Raw genomic sequence first — 18,486 nt, 5'->3', positions numbered from 1 at the left:
GTGTCCCGAACGGTGGCCCTCACCGCGGTGCGAGGGCGGTTGAAGAGAGAGACCGCGGTGGACAGCCGCCGGCACTCCCGTTTCCCGAGCGAGAGATTCCCACCATGTACGGCAACACCTTCCAGGCCTCCACCCCGCTCGTGGCCTCCCTCACCCTTCCCGCCGAGCCCGTCTACGTCGCGCTGGCGCGGCGGTTCGGCAGTGGCCTGCTGGACCGATGGGGCCTGAGCCCGGACGAGCGCGACTCGGCGATTGCCGTCCTCGGCGAACTGACGGCGAACGCCGCCGAGCACGGGCGCTCACAGATGTCGATCGGCCTGGCCCTGGTCCAGCGCTCCCTGCGCATTTCCGTCGCCGACTTCGGGCGACGGCCCGCGTCCCGTGGGCTGGGCACAGCCCGAGGCGCCGACGAGTTCGGCCGCGGCATGGACATCGTGCGGGTGCTGAGCGACCGCATGGAGGTCCGGCAGCACGGTGACGGGCGTCGGGTCGAGGCCGTCCTGCGCCTCGGGGCCCCAAGGCCGGGGAACGAGATCACGCCCGGTGAGCGGCAGCGCCTTGGCCTCATCCGTGGCTTTCATGTCCCGATCGGCGGATGTTCCTCACCGTGGCGAATGACAGTGTTGCTTCCTGGTGGAGGACGCCACCACCGGTCGTTCAGGGCGACCCGGATACAGCCTTTCCCCGGGGCTCCTGGCGCTCCTCCGCCGCTTCCGTGCCTGCCGCCACTGCGCAGGATTCCCGTGCGCCCACCCGCCTTGCCGTGGGGCTTGCGAAGGAGAAGGCTTTCTCTATGAACGGGTCACTCGCCCCGTCGCACCAGATCCTCATGGTGGTGTTCGACGGTGTGCAGATCCTCGACGTGACCGGCCCGCTGGAGGTCTACGCTGCCGCCAACGAGTACGGCGGCAACTACCGGATCACCACGGCCTCCGTCGACGGCAAGCCCGTGACCACCACCGCCGGCCTGCAGCTGGTGCCCGACCTCTCGCTGGCGGACGTCGACTTCCCGGTGGACACGCTCATGATTCCCGGCCGGCCGGATTGGTGGGCGGCCGTTGCCGATGCCCCGCTGATCGAGTGCATCACTCGACTCGCGGCCGCTGCGGACACCGTGGCCGGGATCTGCGCGGGCGCTTTCCCGCTGGCCGCCACGGGCCTGCTCGACGGGCGGCGCGCGGCCACCCACTGGCGGCTCGCCGCCGATCTGGCCGCCCGCTACCCCTGCATCGAGGTCGACAGCGACGCCATCTTCGTCCGCGACGGGCGCTTCATCACCTCGGCGGGCATCACCGCCGGGATCGATCTCGCGCTCTCCCTGGTGGAGGCCGACCTCGGCGCCGACGTGGCGCGGGCCGCCGCCAAGTACCTCGTGGTCTTCATGGCCCGCCCGGGCGGGCAGTCCCAGTTCTCGGTGCGGCAGGGTGCGAAGTACGGCACGGACTCGGTGCTCCGGAAGGTCCTCGACGACGTGACGGCCGACCCGCGCGGTGACCACACTCTTGCCGCCATGGCGGCCAGGGCCGGGGTGAGCGAACGCCATCTGACCCGCCTGTTCCGGGCGGAGACGGGCATGTCCGCGGCACAGTTCGTGGAGCGTATCCGGCTGGAGGCGGCACAGGCGCTGCTGGAGAGCGGCAGCGATCCGCTGGACTCCGTGGCCCGCAGGAGCGGGTTCCGTTCGGTCGAGACATTGCGGCGCACGTTCCAGCGCGTCCTGGGGGTCACGCCAGGCTGCTACCGCGACCGCTTCCGCACCACGCGCCGTGTGTGAGGGGACGGACGCCGTGACCGGACGAGCCCCGCTCCCGGCCCGGGGACCCGGGAGCCGGTGGCGGGAGGCGCACCCCCAGAGGCACGCCTCCCACCATGACGCGGCCGGGCCGCGCCGCCTACTCCCCCGAGCCGATCGCGTCGACGGGGCGCGTCCGCAGGAGCAGCCGGGCCGGCACCAGCGCCGCCACCCCAGTGAGGGCCGCTGTACCCCCGGCGATGCCGAGGTACGCCGTCGGCGGCACCGTGGGCCAGGGGCTGCCGGTGAGGGCGAGGGCGACCAGCACCAGTGCCGGCACCGAGGCCAGCGTCCCGATGCCGACACCGGAGAGCACCACGGCCAGGCTCTCCCACCGCACCATCCGCATGATCTGTGCGGGCGTGGTGCCGCCCAGCCGGAGCAGCGCGAACTCCCGGCGGCGCGCGGCAGTGTTCATCGCCTGAGCGTTCACCACCGTCACGCCCGTGTACGCGACGACGAGACCCACGCCCAGGTAGTTGACCCAGGCGTTCGCCTTCTGCTGCCCCGGCCGGGCATCGTCGGCGAGCTGGTCCTGGACCACGGTGCCGGGATAGCGCCGTGCCGCCTCGGCCAGTGCGGGAGCGAGATCCCGCGCCCCGGGAGCCGCACGGACCAGCACGGACTGGTCCAGGCGCGCCGTCGTATGGGCCAGCAGCAGATCGTGCTCGAAGGTGAGGTCCGCGAAGCCCGATCCGCGCTCGTACACGGCCACCACGCGGGGGGTGAACGGGGTGCCGTCGCCGAGCCGAAGCCGGGCCGTGTCGCCGACACCGAGACCGAGCCAGGAGGCGGCGACGGTGCTGAGCGCGACCCCGTTCCGGCCCAGGCGCTCCGTACTGCCGGCGCGGGTTCCGAGGTCGATCGTGGCGCGCAGCGACGCGGGGTCGACGCCCTGGGCGCTCAGCGATACGAGCCGGTCGCCGCCGACGGCCACGACGACCGTCGACCGCACCACACCCGTGGCGGCCTCGACCTGGTCGAGACGCCGTACCTTCTCGACGACCTCCGGTGCGACACCGGCCGCCGACGTCAGCACATGATCGGCGACCAGCCCCTCTCTCAGCTGGTCCTGCGCCGTCCGCTGCGCGGTGGTCTCGGCGAACACCACCGTGCAGGCGAAGGAGACCGCGAGGATCAGCGGGACGACGGCGTCGGCCAGCCTGCGGGGCCGCGTCGTGCCGTTCGCCGCGGCGAGATACCCGGTGACCCGGGACATCCGCAGCAGCGGTCCCAGGACCCGCATCGACACCCGCGACAGCAGCGGACCCAGTACCGCTCCCGCGATCACCACCAGGAGCACCAGCGAGTTGGCCAGCCCGGCCAGGGTCGCGAAGTCACCGCCCTGGGACAGACCGGTGAGGAACACCGCGGCCGCGCCAATGACCAGCACGGCCCCCGTGATCGCACGCCCCCGCCCCAGCCCCGCGGGCTCCACGGTGGCTTCCCCGAGCGCCTCCGTAGGCCGGATCCGGGTGCCCCGGCGGGCGGCGACGAGCGCGGCCGTGTATGCCGTCAGGGCCACGATCATCACCGCTGCCAGTGCGGGCAGGGGACCGATCACCGGCTGGAAGTCCACGGGGACGAAGCCGTGCGCGGCCATCCGATCGCGCATCCAGTGCACTACGGCCACGCCGAGCGGCCAGCCGAGCACCCCCGCCGGCAGCGCCGTCGCCAGCGCCTCGGCCACCACCATCCGGCGGACCTGACGCGGAGTGGCTCCCACGGCCCGCACCAGCGCCGACTCACGGCGGCGGTGCGCCATGGCCAGGGACAGGGTGCTCGCCGACACGAACACGGTGACCAGCACGGCATTCCCGGCGAGCGCCGACGACAGGAGTACGAGCCTGGATCCGGTGGCCGGAACATCAGGAAACTCCGCCTGGCCCCGGTCTTCACCGCTCACCACGACCAGGCCCGGCTCGCCCAGGGCGTCGCCGATGGCCCGGGCGAGTTCTCCCGTCCCGGTGCCGGGCTCGGCCCGCACCCCCAGCGCGTCGGCGAAGCCGCTGCGTGGGGTCAGCCGTTCGGCCAGGTCGTCGGAGAAGAACAGCGTGGACCGGCGCGGGGACGGAACGCCCTCCAGCGCGACGACTCCCGAGACCCGGAATGTCTGCGGGGCGGAGGCCGTCATCAGCTCGACGGTGTCACCGACCGCCAGCCCGGCCCGTTCGGCCAGACCCGCGTCGAGGACGACTTGCCGGTCACCCCTCGGCGCGCGGCCGGCCGTCAGCCGGTACGAACCGAGCTGTGTGGCGGACCAGTTGTGGCCCGTGACCGGCGCCCCGTTCGCCCCGGGCAGCGGGTGGCCGTCCCTGCCGATGACCTGGGCGGGCACCCCGATGTCCGCGGTCACGCGGGCGACGCCGTCGATGGAGGCGATGCGCTCGGCGAGGCCGGACCGTACGGGCACCCGCTCGACCAGGGTCTGGTCGACGGGCGCTCCTCGCTTCTCGCGGTCCTGTCCCTCGTCCCGGTCGACGGTGGCGACCTGCTGGCGTCCGGCGACCACGACATCGGCGGCCGCGTACCGCTCGGGGTGAACGGTGCTGCGCAGCCCCGACTCCATGAGGATGCCGCACGCGGTGACCACGACCGAGCCGAGCAGGAGGGCCACGAAGGTGCCGACGAAGCCGCCCGCACGGGCCCGCAGGGTCAGCAGTGCCAGCCGGAGCATCAGACGGCCGCCCTTCGCAGGGCCGCCATAGTGGCTGCGACCCGGTCCGCGGTGGGCGAGTCGAGGCCGGTCACGATACGGCCGCCGGCCAGGAAGACGGCACTGTCGGCGTGTGCGGCCGCGACCGGGTCGTGGGTCACCATCACCACGGTCTGGTGCAGATCCGTGACGGCCTGCCGCAGCAACGTCAGGATGTCGCGGGCCGTCTCGGGGTCGAGGGCGCCGGTCGGCTCGTCGGCGAAGACGACCTCGGGGCGGGTGATCAGGGCGCGGGCGATCGCCACGCGCTGCTGCTGGCCGCCGGACAGCTCGCCGGGCACATGCCCCAGCCGGTCGGACAGTCCGACCCGGGCGACGATCTCCCGCAGCCACTCGCGGTCGGGCCTGCGGCGCTCCAGCCGGAGCGGCAGCGTGATGTTCTGCTCGACCGTGAGCGACGGCAGGAGGTTGAACGCCTGGAACACGAACCCCATCCGGCGCCGCCGCAGTCGCGTGAGTGGGGCCTCCTTCAGCCCGGACAACTCCGTGGTGCCCAGCCTGACCGACCCCGACGTCGGACGGTCCAGTCCCGCCGCGCAGTGCAGCAAGGTGCTCTTCCCCGACCCGGACGGGCCCATCACCGCCGTGAAGGTGCCCGAGGGAATATCGGCGCTGACCCGGTCCAGCGCCAGGACCGCCCGTTCGCCCTTCCCGTGGCGCTTCGTCACATCGCGCAGTCGGACCGCTTGATGGATGCCGTTCACAACGCCGGGCGGCTGCTGAATCCGCAGGCTCACGTCGTCTCCCTGTCCCTTCGTTTCATGGGGCGTGGCGGCCACCGGGCCGGCCCCGCTCCATTGCATGCCGGGCAGGGCGCCGCTTCCTCGGCCGTGCCGGTGAACACCGGCCTCCGCCGACCGGACGAGAGGGGAAACGGAATCAGTCGATGGGCGGAGGGCTCCCTGCCTCCGGCCACGCGCACAGCGGTGCGCTTCGTCCCCAGGGAGGAGAACCGGAAGGTTGAGAGGGCTGTGCGTCACTCGTTCCCGGAGCCGACAGCGCCTGATCGGTGCGCGTCTACCGTCACATTCATGACCTATCTCGACTCGATGGCACGGCGGCGCGTGCCGCGTGCCGTCGTCGACATGATGCTGGCCCTGGTCATGGTCGCAGGCGGATTGGCCATCCCCGCCAAGACCCCGGGCGGCCCGGATCTGCGTGATCCGGACCTGTGGCGCGTGCTGCTGGTCCTGCTGTCCGGTCTGCCGCTCGCCCTGCACCGCAAACGGCCGCTGCCGGTCCTGGTGACGGTCGCGGTCGCCGTCGGCGCCCTGCAGGCGCTCCACTACATCCCGCCGCCGGTGGGACCGCAGGGCACGTCGATCGGTGTCCCCCACCTGGGCCTGGCCCTGGCCGTGTTCCTCACCGCCGTGCGCATATGCCCCCGCGCCGCGACGGCCCTGGTCGCGGCGATGATCCCCGTCGTGGCCGCGGCCGAGACACTCATGGAGCCCGCGTACCGCACGGCCAGCGCGCTCACGATGACCACGCTCCTCGTCGCCGCCTGGGCCCTCGGCAGGCTCTCCCGCGCCCGCAAGGCGATGGCGCACGAGGCACTGGAGCGGGCCGCCGCGGTGGAGCGAGAGCAGACGGCGAACGCCCGGGCGGCGCTGGCGCAGGAACGTGCCCGTATCGCACGTGAACTCCACGACATCGTCGCCCACAACGTCAGCCTCATGGTCGTCCAGACCATCGCAGCGGACCGGGTCCAGGACCGCGACGGCACCAAGGCCCACGAACTGCACCGCACCATCGAGCAGACCGGGCGCGCGGCCGTGGGCGAACTGCGACGACTGCTGGAAGTGCTGAGGACCGACGAGCAGGACGACGACGATCCCACCAAGCGACCGCCCCAGCCCACCCTCCAGGAGATCCCGCGGCTGGTCGAATCCGTCCGTACCGCGGGCCTGGACGTCGAGTTCACCGCGACCGGAGTGCCCCCGGAACTGCCGGCAGGATCCGAACTGACCGTCTACCGCGTGATCCAGGAAGCCCTCACCAACACCCTGAAACATGCCGGGCACACACGCGCCCGGCTCGGACTCGACTGGGGCGAGGACGGGCGACTGACGGTACGGGTGTGCGACGACGGGTGGCGCCCGGGCCAGGAACTGCCGCCCGTGCAGCCCGCCACGCGGGGCGCCGGCCACGGCCTTCTGGGCATGCGTGAGCGCATCGTGGCCGTCGACGGCACGCTCCATGTGGGCAAACGCCCCGGTGGCGGCTTCTGCGTCCACGCGACCGTCCCCGTACCCGCCGTCGAACCGGTTCCGGCGACGGTCCGACACCCTGCGAAGGCCAGGATGCCGGCGAGGCGCCGACACTCTGTGCAGGCCCGGGTGCCGCCGGGGACCCCCACATCCTGCGGGGCCACGACCGAGGGAGGCGAGCCGCATGACCATCCGTGTACTGCTGGTGGATGACCAGCCGATGATCCGGACCGGCTTCCGGCTCATCCTCGAAGCCGAACCGGACATCACGGTGGTGGGCGAGGCCGGGGACGGCCGCGCCGGGGCCGACGAGGCCCGGACGCTCCAGCCCGACGTCGTCCTGATGGACATTCGGATGCCCCACATGGACGGGGTTGAGGCCACCCGGCGCATCGTCGAGTCCGGCTCGTCGAGCCGTGTCATCATCCTCACCACCTTCGACCTCGACCAGCATGTCCATGACGCCCTGCGGGTCGGCGCGAGCGGATTCCTCGTCAAGGACGGACCGGCGGACTCACTGGTGGATGCGATCCGTACCGTCGCCGAGGGCGATGCGGTGATCTCGCCTCGCGTCACCCGCAGGCTGCTCGACCGCTTCGCCCGGCTCGCGGAACAGGCGGCGCCGGTGACGGTGCCCCCCAGCCTCGACGCGCTCACGGGACGCGAGCTGGACGTGCTGCGTGCGCTGACACGCGGTCTGTCGAACGCCGAGATCGCCCGGGACCTGCACGTCAGCGAGGCGACCGTGAAGACGCACGTCGCCCACATCCTCGACAAGTACGCACTCAGGGACCGGGTGCAGGCGGTGATCCTCGCCTACGACACCGGACTTGTCCGGCCTGCAGCCGCCTCATGACCCGTTACGGCCGCGACGTGGCCGTGATCGTGGATCACATGCCCTGATGTGTCATTGTTTGCGGATCCTGTTCCCCGCAGTCTGAGAGCCGCGGTCGTGGAGATCCCCCGTACCGCGCCGAGACACACGGCCCAACACAGGGGCATCAGGAAGAGAGTTGTCCATGGCTTACCAGGCGAAGGTCGCCATCATCCACTATTCCTCGACCGGCCATGTGCACGCACTGGCCGAAGCCGTCGCCGAAGGAGCCGTCAAAGCGGGCGCAGGTGCGTCTGCGCAAGGTGGCCGAACTCGCGCCGGAGACAGCCGTCGCGGCCAACCCCAAGTGGGTCGCCCACGCGCAAGCCACACCCGACCTGACCGTCGCCACGCTCGACGACCTGGAGTGGGCCGACGCGGTCGTCCTCGGCACGCCCACCCGGTTCGGCCAGATCGCCTCGCAGCTCAAGCAGTTCATCGACACGACCGGCGGTCTGTGGTTCCAGGGCAAGCTGGCGAACAAGGTGTACGCGGGCTTCACCTCCACCGGCACCGGCGGAGGCTCCGAGACCACTATCGTCGCGCTGAACAACGTCTTCACCCACTGGGGCGGCACCATCGCCCCGCCCGGATACACCGACCCGGTCGTATTCGCCCACGGAAACCCCTACGGCGTCTCGCACACGGACCGTGGCGGTGAGAACCCCGTCGGCGAGGTCCAGTTGGCCGGCGCCCACCACCTCGGCGAACGCGTCACCCAGGTGGCCGGCTGGGTCGTCGCGGGCCGCGCGGCCGCCTGACCGCAGCCGTACGGACGGCTCCAGCTCCCGCGTCCGGGCGGGAGCGGTTCACCCCACGACCCAAGAGGATCCCTTGCGCAAGACCATTTCCTTCTCCGCGGCCGTCACGCTGCTCGCCGACGGCTCGCCGGCGATGGCGAACACCTCCGCCCTCGCCGAAGAGCCCACGACGGCCCTCCGGCCCGCAACAGGCGCGGCAGGCACCACGGACATCGCCGCCCTCTCCCCCTCCGTCGACAGGACCTCGCGCACCAACGCAAAGGTCCTGCGCGGCTTCTACGCGACGTTCGCCCGCGGGGACATCGAGGCCGCCAAGAAGTTCGTCACGGCGGACTTCGTCATGCACGTTCCCGGCAACGGGAAGAACGCCGACGAGTACTGGGACCCCGACGGCCTGGCCACGTTCATGAACAACATCCTCGCCTGGAACGGCGGGCGATTCGCGATACGGGTCCCCCATGCCGCGGTCAACGGCGACGGCGGCTTCACCCGCGAGATCATCGACCTCAACCGCAAGCACGACCCGGAGCGCACCTGGCAGCTCCGCTTCACCATGCACTACGCATTCAAGGCCGGGAAGGTCTCCGAGGCCTGGACCATGCCCGAGGACCAGCGCCACTACGACGCGTACTGGACCGCGCCCACGGGCGGCCGCGCCGCGTCCGACGCTGCCACGCCCGGTACGGCGGCGGCCCCGCGGGCATCGGAGCCTGCGCGCCTTCGCAGCTCATCGACGTGAAGAAGGCCGTCCACGCCAAGAACCTCGCGTTCGGGCGCGAGTTCTACAAGAAGTTCCGGGAGGGCGACCTCGACGGACTGCGCGAGTCCATCGACAAGGACATCGTGATCACGATCCCCGGAAAGTCTGATATCTCGGGCACCTACAAGGGGTTCGCCGGTTTCCAGGAGTTCCGCGAAAAGGTCATGGCGACCGTCGGCGACCGCTACAAGCTCGACGTCACGGACATGGCCGCCGACGACCAGGGCGTCTTCGCGGAGGAGTTCATCCGCATGAACCACCCCTGGAACAGCAAGGTCGAGCCGGTCGACGTCACCCTCTACTACACGATCCGGAACGGGAAGATCGTGAAGATGGAGGACGTACCGGAGGACACCCATTACTGGGAGAGCTCCTTCACCAAGCCGAAGAAGTAGCGCCCAGCGCGGCCGGCCCTCGATGAGCCGGCCGTGCCCGCCGACGCCTGCGCCCGGCCCCCGACGATGTGGGCCGGGCACGGCCGTTTTCCCGACCGGACCCCGAGCGTCACGGTGGGCGGGCACAGAACACCGCGTGCCCCGCCGCATCGGCAGGGGCACGCGGTGATCGATGCGTCAGACGCCGTCAGTGCCGGCTGAACTCGGCGTGCCGGTACTCCACCTCGGGATCCTCTCCCCTCGTACCGTCCGGTCGCCCGCGCAGCTTCTCGCCCTCCACGTCGACCGAGGGCAGCACTTTCCGCAGCCACCCGGGCAGCCACCACGCGTGACGTCCCAGCAGGGCGAGCACGGCGGGGACGAGGGTCATACGGACGACGAATGCGTCCAGCACCACCGCGACCGCCAGGCCGAAGCCGATCATCTTGACCGCCTCCTCGGCCGCACCGAGGAAGCTTCCGAAGACGGCCACCATGATGAGCGCCGCCGCCGTGACGACCCGTCCGCCGTGCCGGAATCCATCCTTGACCGCCTGCACAGGGGACGCGCCGCGGACGTGTGCCTCGCGGATCCGTGTGACCAGGAAGACCTCGTAGTCCATGGCGAGGCCGAAGATGATCCCCACCATGAAGATCGGCATGGTGCTCATGATCGGTCCGGTCCGGTCGACACCGAACAGGTCGGCCAGCCAGCCCCATTGGAACACCGCGACGACCGCGCCGAGGGCCGCGCCCACGGAGAGCAGGAATCCGAGCGCCGCCTTCAACGGGACGAGCACCGAGCGGAACACCACCATGAGCAGGAGGAACGCGAGACCGACGACCAGCGCAAGATACGGCAGCAGAGCGTCGTTCATCTTCCGGGTGAAGTCGAGCTTCAGGGCTGTCGGGCCCGTCACCATCGCCCGGGCCCCGGTGGCGGAGGCGACCGCCGTGTGCGCCTCCCGGATGTCCCGGACGAGCGACTCGGTCGCGTCACTGCTCGGTCCGGACGCCGGGACGACGGTGATGGTGGCCGTGTCGGCCTTCCCGTTGAAACCGGGTGCGCCCACCGCGGCCACCCCGTCCAGGGCCCGGACGGTCGAAACCACGTCCGCCGCCGCCCCTCGGCGGTCGGCGCTGTCCCGTGCGTCGACCACCACGGTGAGGGGTCCGTTGAACCCGGCGCCGAACCCCTCGGTCAGCAGGTCGTACGCCTTGCGCTGGGTGTTCTCGGCCGACAGCGAGCCCTCGTCGGGCAGCCCGAGTTCCAGGGACGCCGCCGGCACACTCAGCGCGCCGAGCCCCACGACTCCCGCCACCAGCACCGGAATCGGCCGCCTCAGTACGAAGCCCGCCCACCGGACGCTCGCCCCGGGCCGGAACGCGCGCTTGGGGCGCCTCTTCGCCCCGCTCCTCTTCGCCCCGTCCCGGGAGCGCGCCCGTCGGCCGACGATCCTCTTCCCCGCGAGCCGGAGCAGGGCCGGCAGCAGCGTCAGGGCCACGAGCACGGCGAGGGCGACCGTCACCGCCGCAGCCAGGCCCATTTTCGTCAGCATCGGGATGCCGACCACGGACAGGCCCGCCAGGGCGATGACCACGGTGAGCCCGGCGAAGACGACCGCCGAACCGGCCGTGCCCACGGCCCGGCCGGCCGCCTCCTCGCGCTCCAGCCCTTCGGCGAGTTCGGCACGGTAGCGGACCACGATGAACAGGGCATAGTCGATGCCGACGGCCAGGCCGAGCATCATCGCCAGCTGCGAGGTGGTGTCACCCAGGTCCAGGGTGTGGGCCAGCGCCCCGATGGCGGAGACTCCGATTACCACCCCCAACAGCGCGGTGATCAGGGGCAGTCCGGCAGCGACGAGTGAACCGAAGGTCACCAGGAGCACGATCGCGGCGATGACGATGCCGAGGACCTCCGTGCCCGATTCGCTCTCCGCCTGGACGGCGCTGCCCCCTGTCTCGACCGTCAGACCGCTCGTGCGTGACTCGTCCACCGCGTCCTTCAGAGCGTTCCTCGTGCCGTCCGTGAGCGCGGACGCGCCGACCTTGTAAGCGACGGTGGTGTAGGCCGTGGTGCCGTCCTTGCTCACCGCCCGCGCGGTGAAGGGATCGGTGACGGCGGCCACCTGGGACGAGCTCTTGCGTAGGGACGCGACAGCCCGCGCGATCTCGGCCCGGTGCTCCGGGGCTTCGATGCGTTCCCCTTCGGGCGCCTTGAAGACCATGCGGGCGGCGGCGCCCTCGGCGTTGCTGCCGGGGAAGCGTTCCTCCAGTACGTCGAGGGCGCGCTGGGACTCGGTGCCGGGCATCGAGAAGGTGCTCGGCGAAGGGGCCGTGGCTGCCGATGCCCCGACGCCGGCGAGGACCAGCAGGAGGATCCAGGTGAAGATGACGGTGAGCCGTCGCCGGAAGGCGAACCGGCCCAGCTTGTAGAGGAATGTGGCCACGCGGGAGTGCTCCGGTCGGATCGGGGATGTGCAGGCGCCCCTGTTCAGGGCGCCATTTCAGTCTTGGGCCGCGGGGCGGTGGTGCCCTCGGCACTCACGACGAGGTTTCGGCTCGGCCGGACGGAGGAGACGCGCCGCCTCTCCTCCTCACAGATGAAGGCATCGACGCCGAGTCCGGGCGCCGCACACATGGCGCGAAGCCCCGGGACCGAGTGGTCCGGGGCTTCGCAAGGGTGTGTGTTGCGCCGGGGCCGCCATGGGACGGCGTGCGGCGCGGAGGCGGCTACTCGGGCCAGCCGGAGTCGAGGACGACGTCGACGAAGTTCTTCCGCTCGTACCCGGGCAGATACCGCTCCAGCACATCCGCCTTGACGTTCCCGAACGTCGTTGCGGGCCTGTGGGCGATGCCGTCGGTGAACTCCCTGAGGATCTGCCGCTTGAAGCCGGTCCGCGGATGCAGGGCCACGACCTCGGCGCGGTCGTCCTCTTCGATCTCGTCGAGACCGAGGCCGAGGACGTCGGCCTCCACCCCGGCGGTCACCAGAGCGACCTCCGGGGCCATGTGCCAGGGAATCTCGGGGGTGGTGTGCAGGGCGATGCCCTCCCACACAAGCTGCGCGTCGAGCGGCCCGATGCCGTGCTGATGCAGAAAGCGCCGGGCCTCGTCGGCCCCGTCGATCTCGAAGCGCCGGTCGTCGGTGCGGTACCGCTCGGTCAGGCCGAGATCGTGGAAGAGGGCCCCGACGTAGAGGAGTTCGGGATCTGCGTACAGGCCACGGGTCAGACCGCGCAGCGAGCCCCAGAAGAACACACGGCGGGAGTGGTGGAAGACGGTCGGTGATGCGGCCTCCCGGACGAGGTCCGTGGCCTCGCGGGCCAGTTTGCTTCCGGGCACGGTGATCCCGGCGACCGTGGTCGGGACGATGTCGTCCATGGTGTCTCCAGTGGGTGTTGGGGAGTGGGCCGCGGGCGTACGTCCCCGCTGTGCGTGTGCCGGGGCCGTACGCCCGCGGTGCCTCAGGCCGTGGCCGCCGTGGAGGCGGGCCGGGCGACGATGCGGGTGTCGACGTGCACGCAGTCCCCGAGCATGCGCTGGACGGGGCAGTGCTCCGCGATGGTGGCGAGCCGGTTGATCTGTTCCCCGTCGAGGTCTCCGGAGATCTCGACGCGCTTGACGATCTGTCCGCGCGGCCCGTTCCTGTAGTTCATCCGGGCGCTGACCGCGACGCCGGACAGGTCCCAGCCCTTGCGCTCGGCGTACATGCGTACCGTCATGGACGTGCACGCGCCCAGTGCGGCCAGCAGCAGTTCCACCGGGGTGGGGCCGAGGTCGCTGCCGATCGGCTCGGGCTCGTCGGCGATCAGCCGGTGCGGTCCGACGTCGACGGTCCGTGTGTACGGGCCGCTCTCGCTGACGGTGACGGTGTGTCCGGGCATGGTGGTACCGCTCCTTGTCATTGCTTGGTGGCGCCGGTGGGTTCGCCGGTCTGTTCACCGGTGGCTGTGGAGTCCGGTGCGGTGTCTGCCGCTGCGGCTCGTGCTTCGGCCGTGGGCTCGGTCTCTGCCTCCGGTTCCCTGTGTTCGCGCTGGACGAGGGCGACGAGCGCGGAAACGGCCAGCAGGATCACCGACAGCCACAGGCCCTTCGCGATGCCGCCCTCGGAGTCGGAGAGGATCCCGGAGATCAGGGGGCCGACGGCCTGGCCGACACTGAACGCGACGGTCAGCCAGGCGATCCCGGAGGTCCAGGCGTGCTGCGGGAGCATCCGGCGGGCCAGTACGGTCACCGCCGTCGGTCCGGCCATGAAGCCGGAGCCGAAGACCACAGCCGAGACGATCGCGGCCGTCAGCCCGTCGGCCACCAGGACCGGAAGCACACCGACCAGCACCACGACCGAGACCAGGGCCGGGGCCAGGCCGCCCCGCAGCCGTCCGATGATGCGGCCCCACACCAGCAGCGTCGCCAGGGCACTCGCGGCGCCGAGCACGATGAAGAACCCGGCGGTGCTCCAGGTGCCCAGCCCCTGGTCGCGCAGCAGGGCGACGACGAACGTCATGTACGACACGTAGCCCGCGCCGAAAAGCACGTACCAGACGAACGACGGCGCCATCGTGCCCAGGCCGGACGTGCCCTTGGCCGCGCCAGCCGGCGGCGCCGGGGGCACGGACCTGGCCGCCCAGGCGGCCGGCCCCGTGGCGATCAGCGCCAGCACGCCCATCAGCAGCCAGCCGGCCTGCCAGCCCGACGCCCCCCATGTGGTGAGCGCTGCGGGCACGACGATGCCGGAGAGAACCACTCCGATACCGACGCCCGCCATGTAGACGCCCACCAGTGCGGCCGAGCGCTGCTGACGTCCGCCGATGTGCACCCGGGAGGCCAGCGCCGAACCGACGACGAAGGTGACGGCCGTGGCGAGCCCTCCGATGAAGCGCAGCATCGACAGCGCGGTGAAGTTCGAGGTCAGCCCCGAGGCGAGCAGCGCGACCGCGCTGATGATCATCCCCCAGGCGAAGCTGCGGCCCGCGCCGAAGCGGCGCGACCACCAGGCCGCGCTGCCCGCGCCGATGATGTAGCCCAACGCGTTGGCGGTGTTCAGCCCGCCCGCCGCCGCGTACGTCCAGTCCAGCTCGGAACGCATGGACGGCAGCAGCAACGCATACGCAAAGCGTGTGAAGCCCAGAGCCACGACGGGCCCGGCGGCCAGTCCCAGCGCGATCATGTATTCCGAACGCGGGCGGGCAGTGCCCGCTCCCAACGTCTGCATCGTCTCTTCCTCGCGAATTCGAACGATCGTCGGCGCCGCCGAGCAGCGGCAGCCTCGGTCCGGGCCGGGGTGGGCCGGACACATGACTCAACTTGATGCGCATACGCGGCCATGACCGTCCTTCGGGACGGGCGACCCTCGTTTCGGGACATCGCCCGGGTCACGGCCCGCGGTGGACCTCCAGGTCCGCTCGGCGCAGGAGAATGGGGAGCCGGCCCCGCCTGGCGGCCGGCTCCCCGTCCCTCGCGCTCCATCGAAGGCGGGACCCGTGCGCCGCGGTAGTACGTGGCGGGACATGCGACACCCGGATCGGGACAGGCCCGGCGCGCACGCCGTCACCAGGGCACGGCCCGAACCGGGGCTCCGGGCCGAGTCGGCAGCTGCGTCCCGAACCGAGCGATCCACCCCGAACCGGCGGCTGCGTCCCGAACCGAGGGATCCGTGTCCGTGACACGGGCCACCACCCGCAGCCACGGGCGGTTTCCACCCGTGTACCGCCGATCCGTTGCGATCCGTCCGGACGACGACGGACGCCAACGACGCCGACGACAGGGAGAAGCAACGTGACGTACCGGCACCGCCCGCCGCACAGCCAGGTTCCGCCGCCCCAGCCGGGAGGTCGCCGACGGCGCCTCGGCCATGGCGTGCCGCGCCCGGTGGCGCTCTGGGCGTCCGAGGCGGTGGCCACGGCTCTGCTGCTGCTCGCCATGACTGTGCTCTTCCGCCTCCTCATGCATCCAGGGGCGTGGCTCCACACGCACCTGGCCTCCGCCGACGCGCGCCTCCTCACCGGCGCCGTCGTCAGCGGGGCGGTGGTGGCCGCCCTGATCGCCTCGCCCCTCGGCAGGCTGAGCGGCTCGCACGCCAACCCCGCGGTCACTGTCGCCATGTGGGCCGTACGACGGCTCCCCGGCCGCCACGTACCGTTCTACCTCTCCGCACAGCTCGCCGGATCCGTCCTCGGCACCATGACGGGCCGGCTGCTGCTCGGCCCTGCCCTCGCCCATCCTGCGGTGAACCACGCCCTGTTGGGCGCACGGCCCGGACTTCCGGCGACCATGGTCGCGATCGGGGAGGCGATCGCCACTGGCGTGCTGCTGGTCGTCGTCATCCGTCTCGCGCGCCATCCGGGACTCACCGATGTCACCCCCGTCACCATGGGCACACTACTCACGGCGCTGATCGCGGTCATGGCGAACATCACGGGCGGAAGCCTCAACCCCGCCCGGCAGTTCGGGCCGTGGCTGCTGGCCGGCGGGGCGGGCACGCTGTGGCCCTACATCGTCGGCCCGCTGGCCGCGGCCCTCTTCGTCGGCGCGGTCGCCGCCGCCCTGCCCGCACCGGCGGACGGCGACGACCGGCCCCTGTCGTGAGGGCGCCGGGGCGCACGCGCAGCAGGGGCCTGGGCAGGAACAGGGCGATGGGTCAGTTGCTCTTCGCGCCCATGGCGAGCAGCGCCAGCGTCGCCTTGCGGGAGGCCAGATCCACCTCCTCGGTGACCGGCATGGAGTTGACGGACAGGGTGACCTGGCGGGAGCCGTTGGCGAGGGTGTAGCTGTGCGTCGTGAAGCCGGGCGCGCCCCCCGTGTGGCCGAAGGCGCGGCCGAACTCCGGAGCGTCGACCCTGGCGACACCGAGCCCGTATGACGATCCGTCAACAAGGGGATGTATCTCCAGCATGTCCTTCATCAGCTTCGCCGGCAGCAGTCGCCCGCCGACGAGCGCCTTGTAGAAGATGTTCAGGTCGTGCGTGGTCGAGATCAGCGCGCCGGCGGTCCACGCCCACGACATGTCGGTCTCCGTCATGTCGGTGTAGGGGGACGCAGAGCCCTCAAGACGGATGTAACCGCGGGCGTGCGGGCTGGGGATGCGCGGCGACGCCTCGGGGAAGGACGTGCCGTCGAGGCCCAGCGGCCCGATGATCCGCCGCATGATCTCCGTCCGGGCCGAGTTGCCCGTGACCTTCTCGATCAGCATGCCCAGCAGGACGTAGTTGGTGTTGGAGTAGCTACCGGACGTGCCGGGCGCGAAAAGGGGCCGGTGCCGGGTGGCCTCGGCGATCAGCTCGCCGGGCGCGTAGTGCCGGAACCGGTTCTCGTACGCCTCCTTGAAGCCACCCGGCCACAGCCTGTCGGTGTAGTTGAACAGCCCGCTGCGATGACCCAGCAGCTGCCGCACGGTGATCTTCCCGCCGTTCGGCACCACACCGGGGAGGTGCCGCTCGACCGGGTCGTCGAGGCGCAGCTCGCCCTCGGCGGTGAGCTGGAGAACCACCGTGGCGACGAAGGACTTGGTCACACTCCCCGCCCGGAACCGGCTGTCGGTCCTCGGGGGCAGGCCGCGGGTCCGGTCCGCCTTGCCGCTGCGCCCGGTCCAGACCTGCCGGCCGTCCCGCACCTCCGCCACGACACCGGGAGCTCCCGCCGCCACGATGCCGTCCAGCACCTTCTGCAGCCGGGCATCGGTACGGGCGCGCTCCTCGCGGTCCCGGCCGTCGGGTCCTCGGTCCAGGCGGTGGTCATCGTGCCGGCCGTGGCCGTGCTCGTGTTGGTCGGCCGGGACAGTCTCGGGGGCGACAGCGGCGACAGTGGCCGTTGGTGAGGCCAGGGCGGGCGGGGCGAGGGGCACGACCAGTGCGGCGGAGGCCAGGACGGCCGTGCCGAGTGCGGAGAAGCGCATGTGGGTCCTTCTATCGGGGCGGTACGAACTGGTCCCAGCGTCTTCGCCGTACGGCTGCTTTTCCTCGGCAGAAGGGGGCGGTTCCGCCCTCGTCCCTCACGCTGAGTGCCCCGAGTTCTCCCCACTGGGGTGCTCGTCCGGACGGATGAGGCGGGAATCGGTGGCCCAGGCGACTCGACGTACGGCCGGTTGCTTGCCGTCCGGTCCGGCGGCCGGCTCCAGGCGGTCGCCGGCGACGAGGACACGTACGGCACCATGGCCACCGAGGCCCTGCGGCGCGCCGACACGCTGGCGTGGATGCCGGGCCGCTGGTGGGCCGAGTACGCCGGGGTGCTCCTGGACCTGGGTGCGGGCCGGTACGAGGGGGTGCTCGACCGGGTCGACTGGGCGGCGGCGGGCCCGACGCGGCACGCCTTCCTGTGGACGTACGTCTGGCCGGACTACATCGAAGCAGCCGCCAGAACGGGTGCGCCGCGGCGAGCGAAGGCGGCGCTGCGCCGGTACGAGACCTGGGCCGAGGCCACCGGGCGGACGGGACCTCTTGCCGTACGGCATCGCGTGCGGGCGCTCACGGCCGCCGACGACCGAGCAGGACAGCTGTACGAGCGTGCCCTCGCCCTCCACCTCCGGCACGAGCAGCCCTTCGACCACGCGCGCACCCGCCTCGTGTACGGCGAGTGGCTGCGCCGCCAACAGCGACGCGGCGAGGCGCGCGTCCAACTCGAGGCCGCAAAGGAGGGTTTCGAGCGGCTCGGGGCCGCGCCGTGGTCGGCCCGCGCGGCCGGCGAACTACGTGCCATCGGTGTCTCCCTCCCCGACCACGGCTCTGGCCATCCGCTGGCCGCGCTCACACCGCAGGAGCTGCGGGTCGTACAGCTGGCCGTCACGGGAGCGACCAACCGCGAGATCGCCGCCCAGCTGTTCCTGAGCCCTCGCACGGTGGCACACCACCTCTACAAGGCCTTCCCCAAGCTCGGGGTCACGTCCCGGGCCGAACTCGGCAGACTGACCCCGATCGCCCAGGGATTGTCCGGAGGCTGATGCCCGGCTGTCGCCGGCACCAGCGCGGTGACCGCCGTGGACGCCGTCATCTCCCCGACCTG

General features: G+C 71.6%; 15 protein-coding genes and 1 pseudogene. 9 read left to right on the top strand and 7 right to left on the bottom strand.

The features are described from left to right. The first annotated feature begins 104 nt into the window (after positions 1–104). On the top strand, positions 105–797 hold the full coding sequence (locus tag ACFV7R_RS29675) for an ATP-binding protein (RefSeq protein WP_385268848.1): 693 nt from the start codon (positions 105–107) through the stop codon (positions 795–797). After that, on the top strand, positions 794–1,774 hold the full coding sequence (locus tag ACFV7R_RS29670) for a GlxA family transcriptional regulator (protein WP_385268846.1): 981 nt from the start codon (positions 794–796) through the stop codon (positions 1,772–1,774). Before ACFV7R_RS29675 ends, ACFV7R_RS29670 begins: the two co-directional genes overlap by 4 nt. A gap of 118 nt (positions 1,775–1,892) precedes the next feature. On the opposite strand, the gene ACFV7R_RS29665 is transcribed toward ACFV7R_RS29670, so the two are convergent. Together ACFV7R_RS29665 and ACFV7R_RS29660 are read right to left on the bottom strand one after the other, a co-directional pair. Further along, on the bottom strand, positions 1,893–4,469 hold the full coding sequence (locus tag ACFV7R_RS29665) for an FtsX-like permease family protein (protein ID WP_385268844.1): 2,577 nt from the start codon (positions 4,467–4,469) through the stop codon (positions 1,893–1,895). Continuing rightward, positions 4,469–5,245, bottom strand: a complete 777-nt coding sequence (locus tag ACFV7R_RS29660; RefSeq protein ID WP_385268842.1) for an ABC transporter ATP-binding protein — start codon at positions 5,243–5,245, stop codon at positions 4,469–4,471. Before ACFV7R_RS29660 ends, ACFV7R_RS29665 begins: the two co-directional genes overlap by 1 nt. A gap of 294 nt (positions 5,246–5,539) precedes the next feature. On the opposite strand from ACFV7R_RS29660, the gene ACFV7R_RS29655 reads away from it, so the two are divergent. The 5 genes and pseudogenes from ACFV7R_RS29655 (at position 5,540) to ACFV7R_RS29635 (ending at position 9,508) form a co-directional block, all read left to right on the top strand. Continuing rightward, positions 5,540–6,931, top strand: a complete 1,392-nt coding sequence (locus ACFV7R_RS29655; protein ID WP_385268840.1) for a sensor histidine kinase — start codon at positions 5,540–5,542, stop codon at positions 6,929–6,931. Further along, positions 6,903–7,574 (top strand): response regulator, encoded by a 672-nt coding sequence (locus ACFV7R_RS29650; protein ID WP_385268838.1) that lies wholly within the window; start codon positions 6,903–6,905, stop codon positions 7,572–7,574. Before ACFV7R_RS29655 ends, ACFV7R_RS29650 begins: the two co-directional genes overlap by 29 nt. Before the next feature lie 163 nt (positions 7,575–7,737). Further along, positions 7,738–8,353, top strand: a pseudogene (wrbA, locus tag ACFV7R_RS29645) (NAD(P)H:quinone oxidoreductase). A 73-nt stretch (positions 8,354–8,426) separates the two neighbouring features. Continuing rightward, the gene (locus ACFV7R_RS29640) at positions 8,427–9,092 is read left to right on the top strand and encodes a nuclear transport factor 2 family protein (RefSeq protein ID WP_385268836.1); all 666 of its coding nucleotides are present in this window, start codon (positions 8,427–8,429) and stop codon (positions 9,090–9,092) included. Beyond that, the gene (locus tag ACFV7R_RS29635) at positions 9,089–9,508 is read left to right on the top strand and encodes a nuclear transport factor 2 family protein (RefSeq protein WP_385268834.1); all 420 of its coding nucleotides are present in this window, start codon (positions 9,089–9,091) and stop codon (positions 9,506–9,508) included. The genes ACFV7R_RS29640 and ACFV7R_RS29635 overlap by 4 nt, the downstream gene beginning before the upstream one ends. A 187-nt stretch (positions 9,509–9,695) precedes the next feature. Here ACFV7R_RS29635 and ACFV7R_RS29630 read toward each other — a convergent pair whose 3' ends face one another. The 4 genes from ACFV7R_RS29630 to ACFV7R_RS29615 all read right to left on the bottom strand — a co-directional run bounded on the left by ACFV7R_RS29630 (position 9,696) and on the right by ACFV7R_RS29615 (position 14,704). Further along, positions 9,696–11,939 (bottom strand): MMPL family transporter, encoded by a 2,244-nt coding sequence (locus tag ACFV7R_RS29630; RefSeq protein ID WP_385268832.1) that lies wholly within the window; start codon positions 11,937–11,939, stop codon positions 9,696–9,698. 283 nt (positions 11,940–12,222) lie between these two features. Beyond that, complete coding sequence (locus ACFV7R_RS29625) at positions 12,223–12,873, bottom strand: HD domain-containing protein (RefSeq protein WP_385268830.1); 651 nt, start codon at positions 12,871–12,873, stop codon at positions 12,223–12,225. An 83-nt stretch (positions 12,874–12,956) separates the two neighbouring features. Then, entirely contained in the window at positions 12,957–13,376 is a 420-nt protein-coding gene (locus ACFV7R_RS29620) for an OsmC family protein (RefSeq protein WP_385268828.1), read from the bottom strand. A 17-nt stretch (positions 13,377–13,393) separates the two neighbouring features. Next, positions 13,394–14,704, bottom strand: coding sequence for a YbfB/YjiJ family MFS transporter (locus tag ACFV7R_RS29615; RefSeq protein ID WP_385268826.1), 1,311 nt, complete (start codon positions 14,702–14,704; stop codon positions 13,394–13,396). A gap of 563 nt (positions 14,705–15,267) precedes the next feature. Between ACFV7R_RS29615 and ACFV7R_RS29610 the strand changes: the two genes are divergently transcribed. Continuing rightward, entirely contained in the window at positions 15,268–16,077 is an 810-nt protein-coding gene (locus ACFV7R_RS29610) for an MIP/aquaporin family protein (protein WP_385268824.1), read from the top strand. A 52-nt stretch (positions 16,078–16,129) separates the two neighbouring features. Here the strand turns inward: ACFV7R_RS29610 and ACFV7R_RS29605 are convergent, their stop codons facing one another. Further along, positions 16,130–17,383: a serine hydrolase domain-containing protein gene (locus ACFV7R_RS29605; RefSeq protein WP_385268822.1), complete on the bottom strand. Its 1,254-nt coding sequence runs from the start codon at positions 17,381–17,383 to the stop codon at positions 16,130–16,132. Between the two features lie 129 nt (positions 17,384–17,512). Here ACFV7R_RS29605 and ACFV7R_RS29600 point away from each other — a divergent pair, with 129 nt between their 5' ends. After that, a complete protein-coding gene (locus tag ACFV7R_RS29600) occupies positions 17,513–18,424 on the top strand; it encodes a LuxR C-terminal-related transcriptional regulator (protein WP_385268820.1) in 912 nt (303 codons plus the stop codon). The last annotated feature ends 62 nt before the right edge of the window (positions 18,425–18,486 follow it).

The organism is Streptomyces sp. NPDC059866 (assembly GCF_042731325.1).
Taxonomy (GTDB): domain Bacteria; phylum Actinomycetota; class Actinomycetes; order Streptomycetales; family Streptomycetaceae; genus Streptomyces; species Streptomyces flavusporus.
This window is presented reverse-complemented; position numbering and strand designations above follow the sequence as displayed.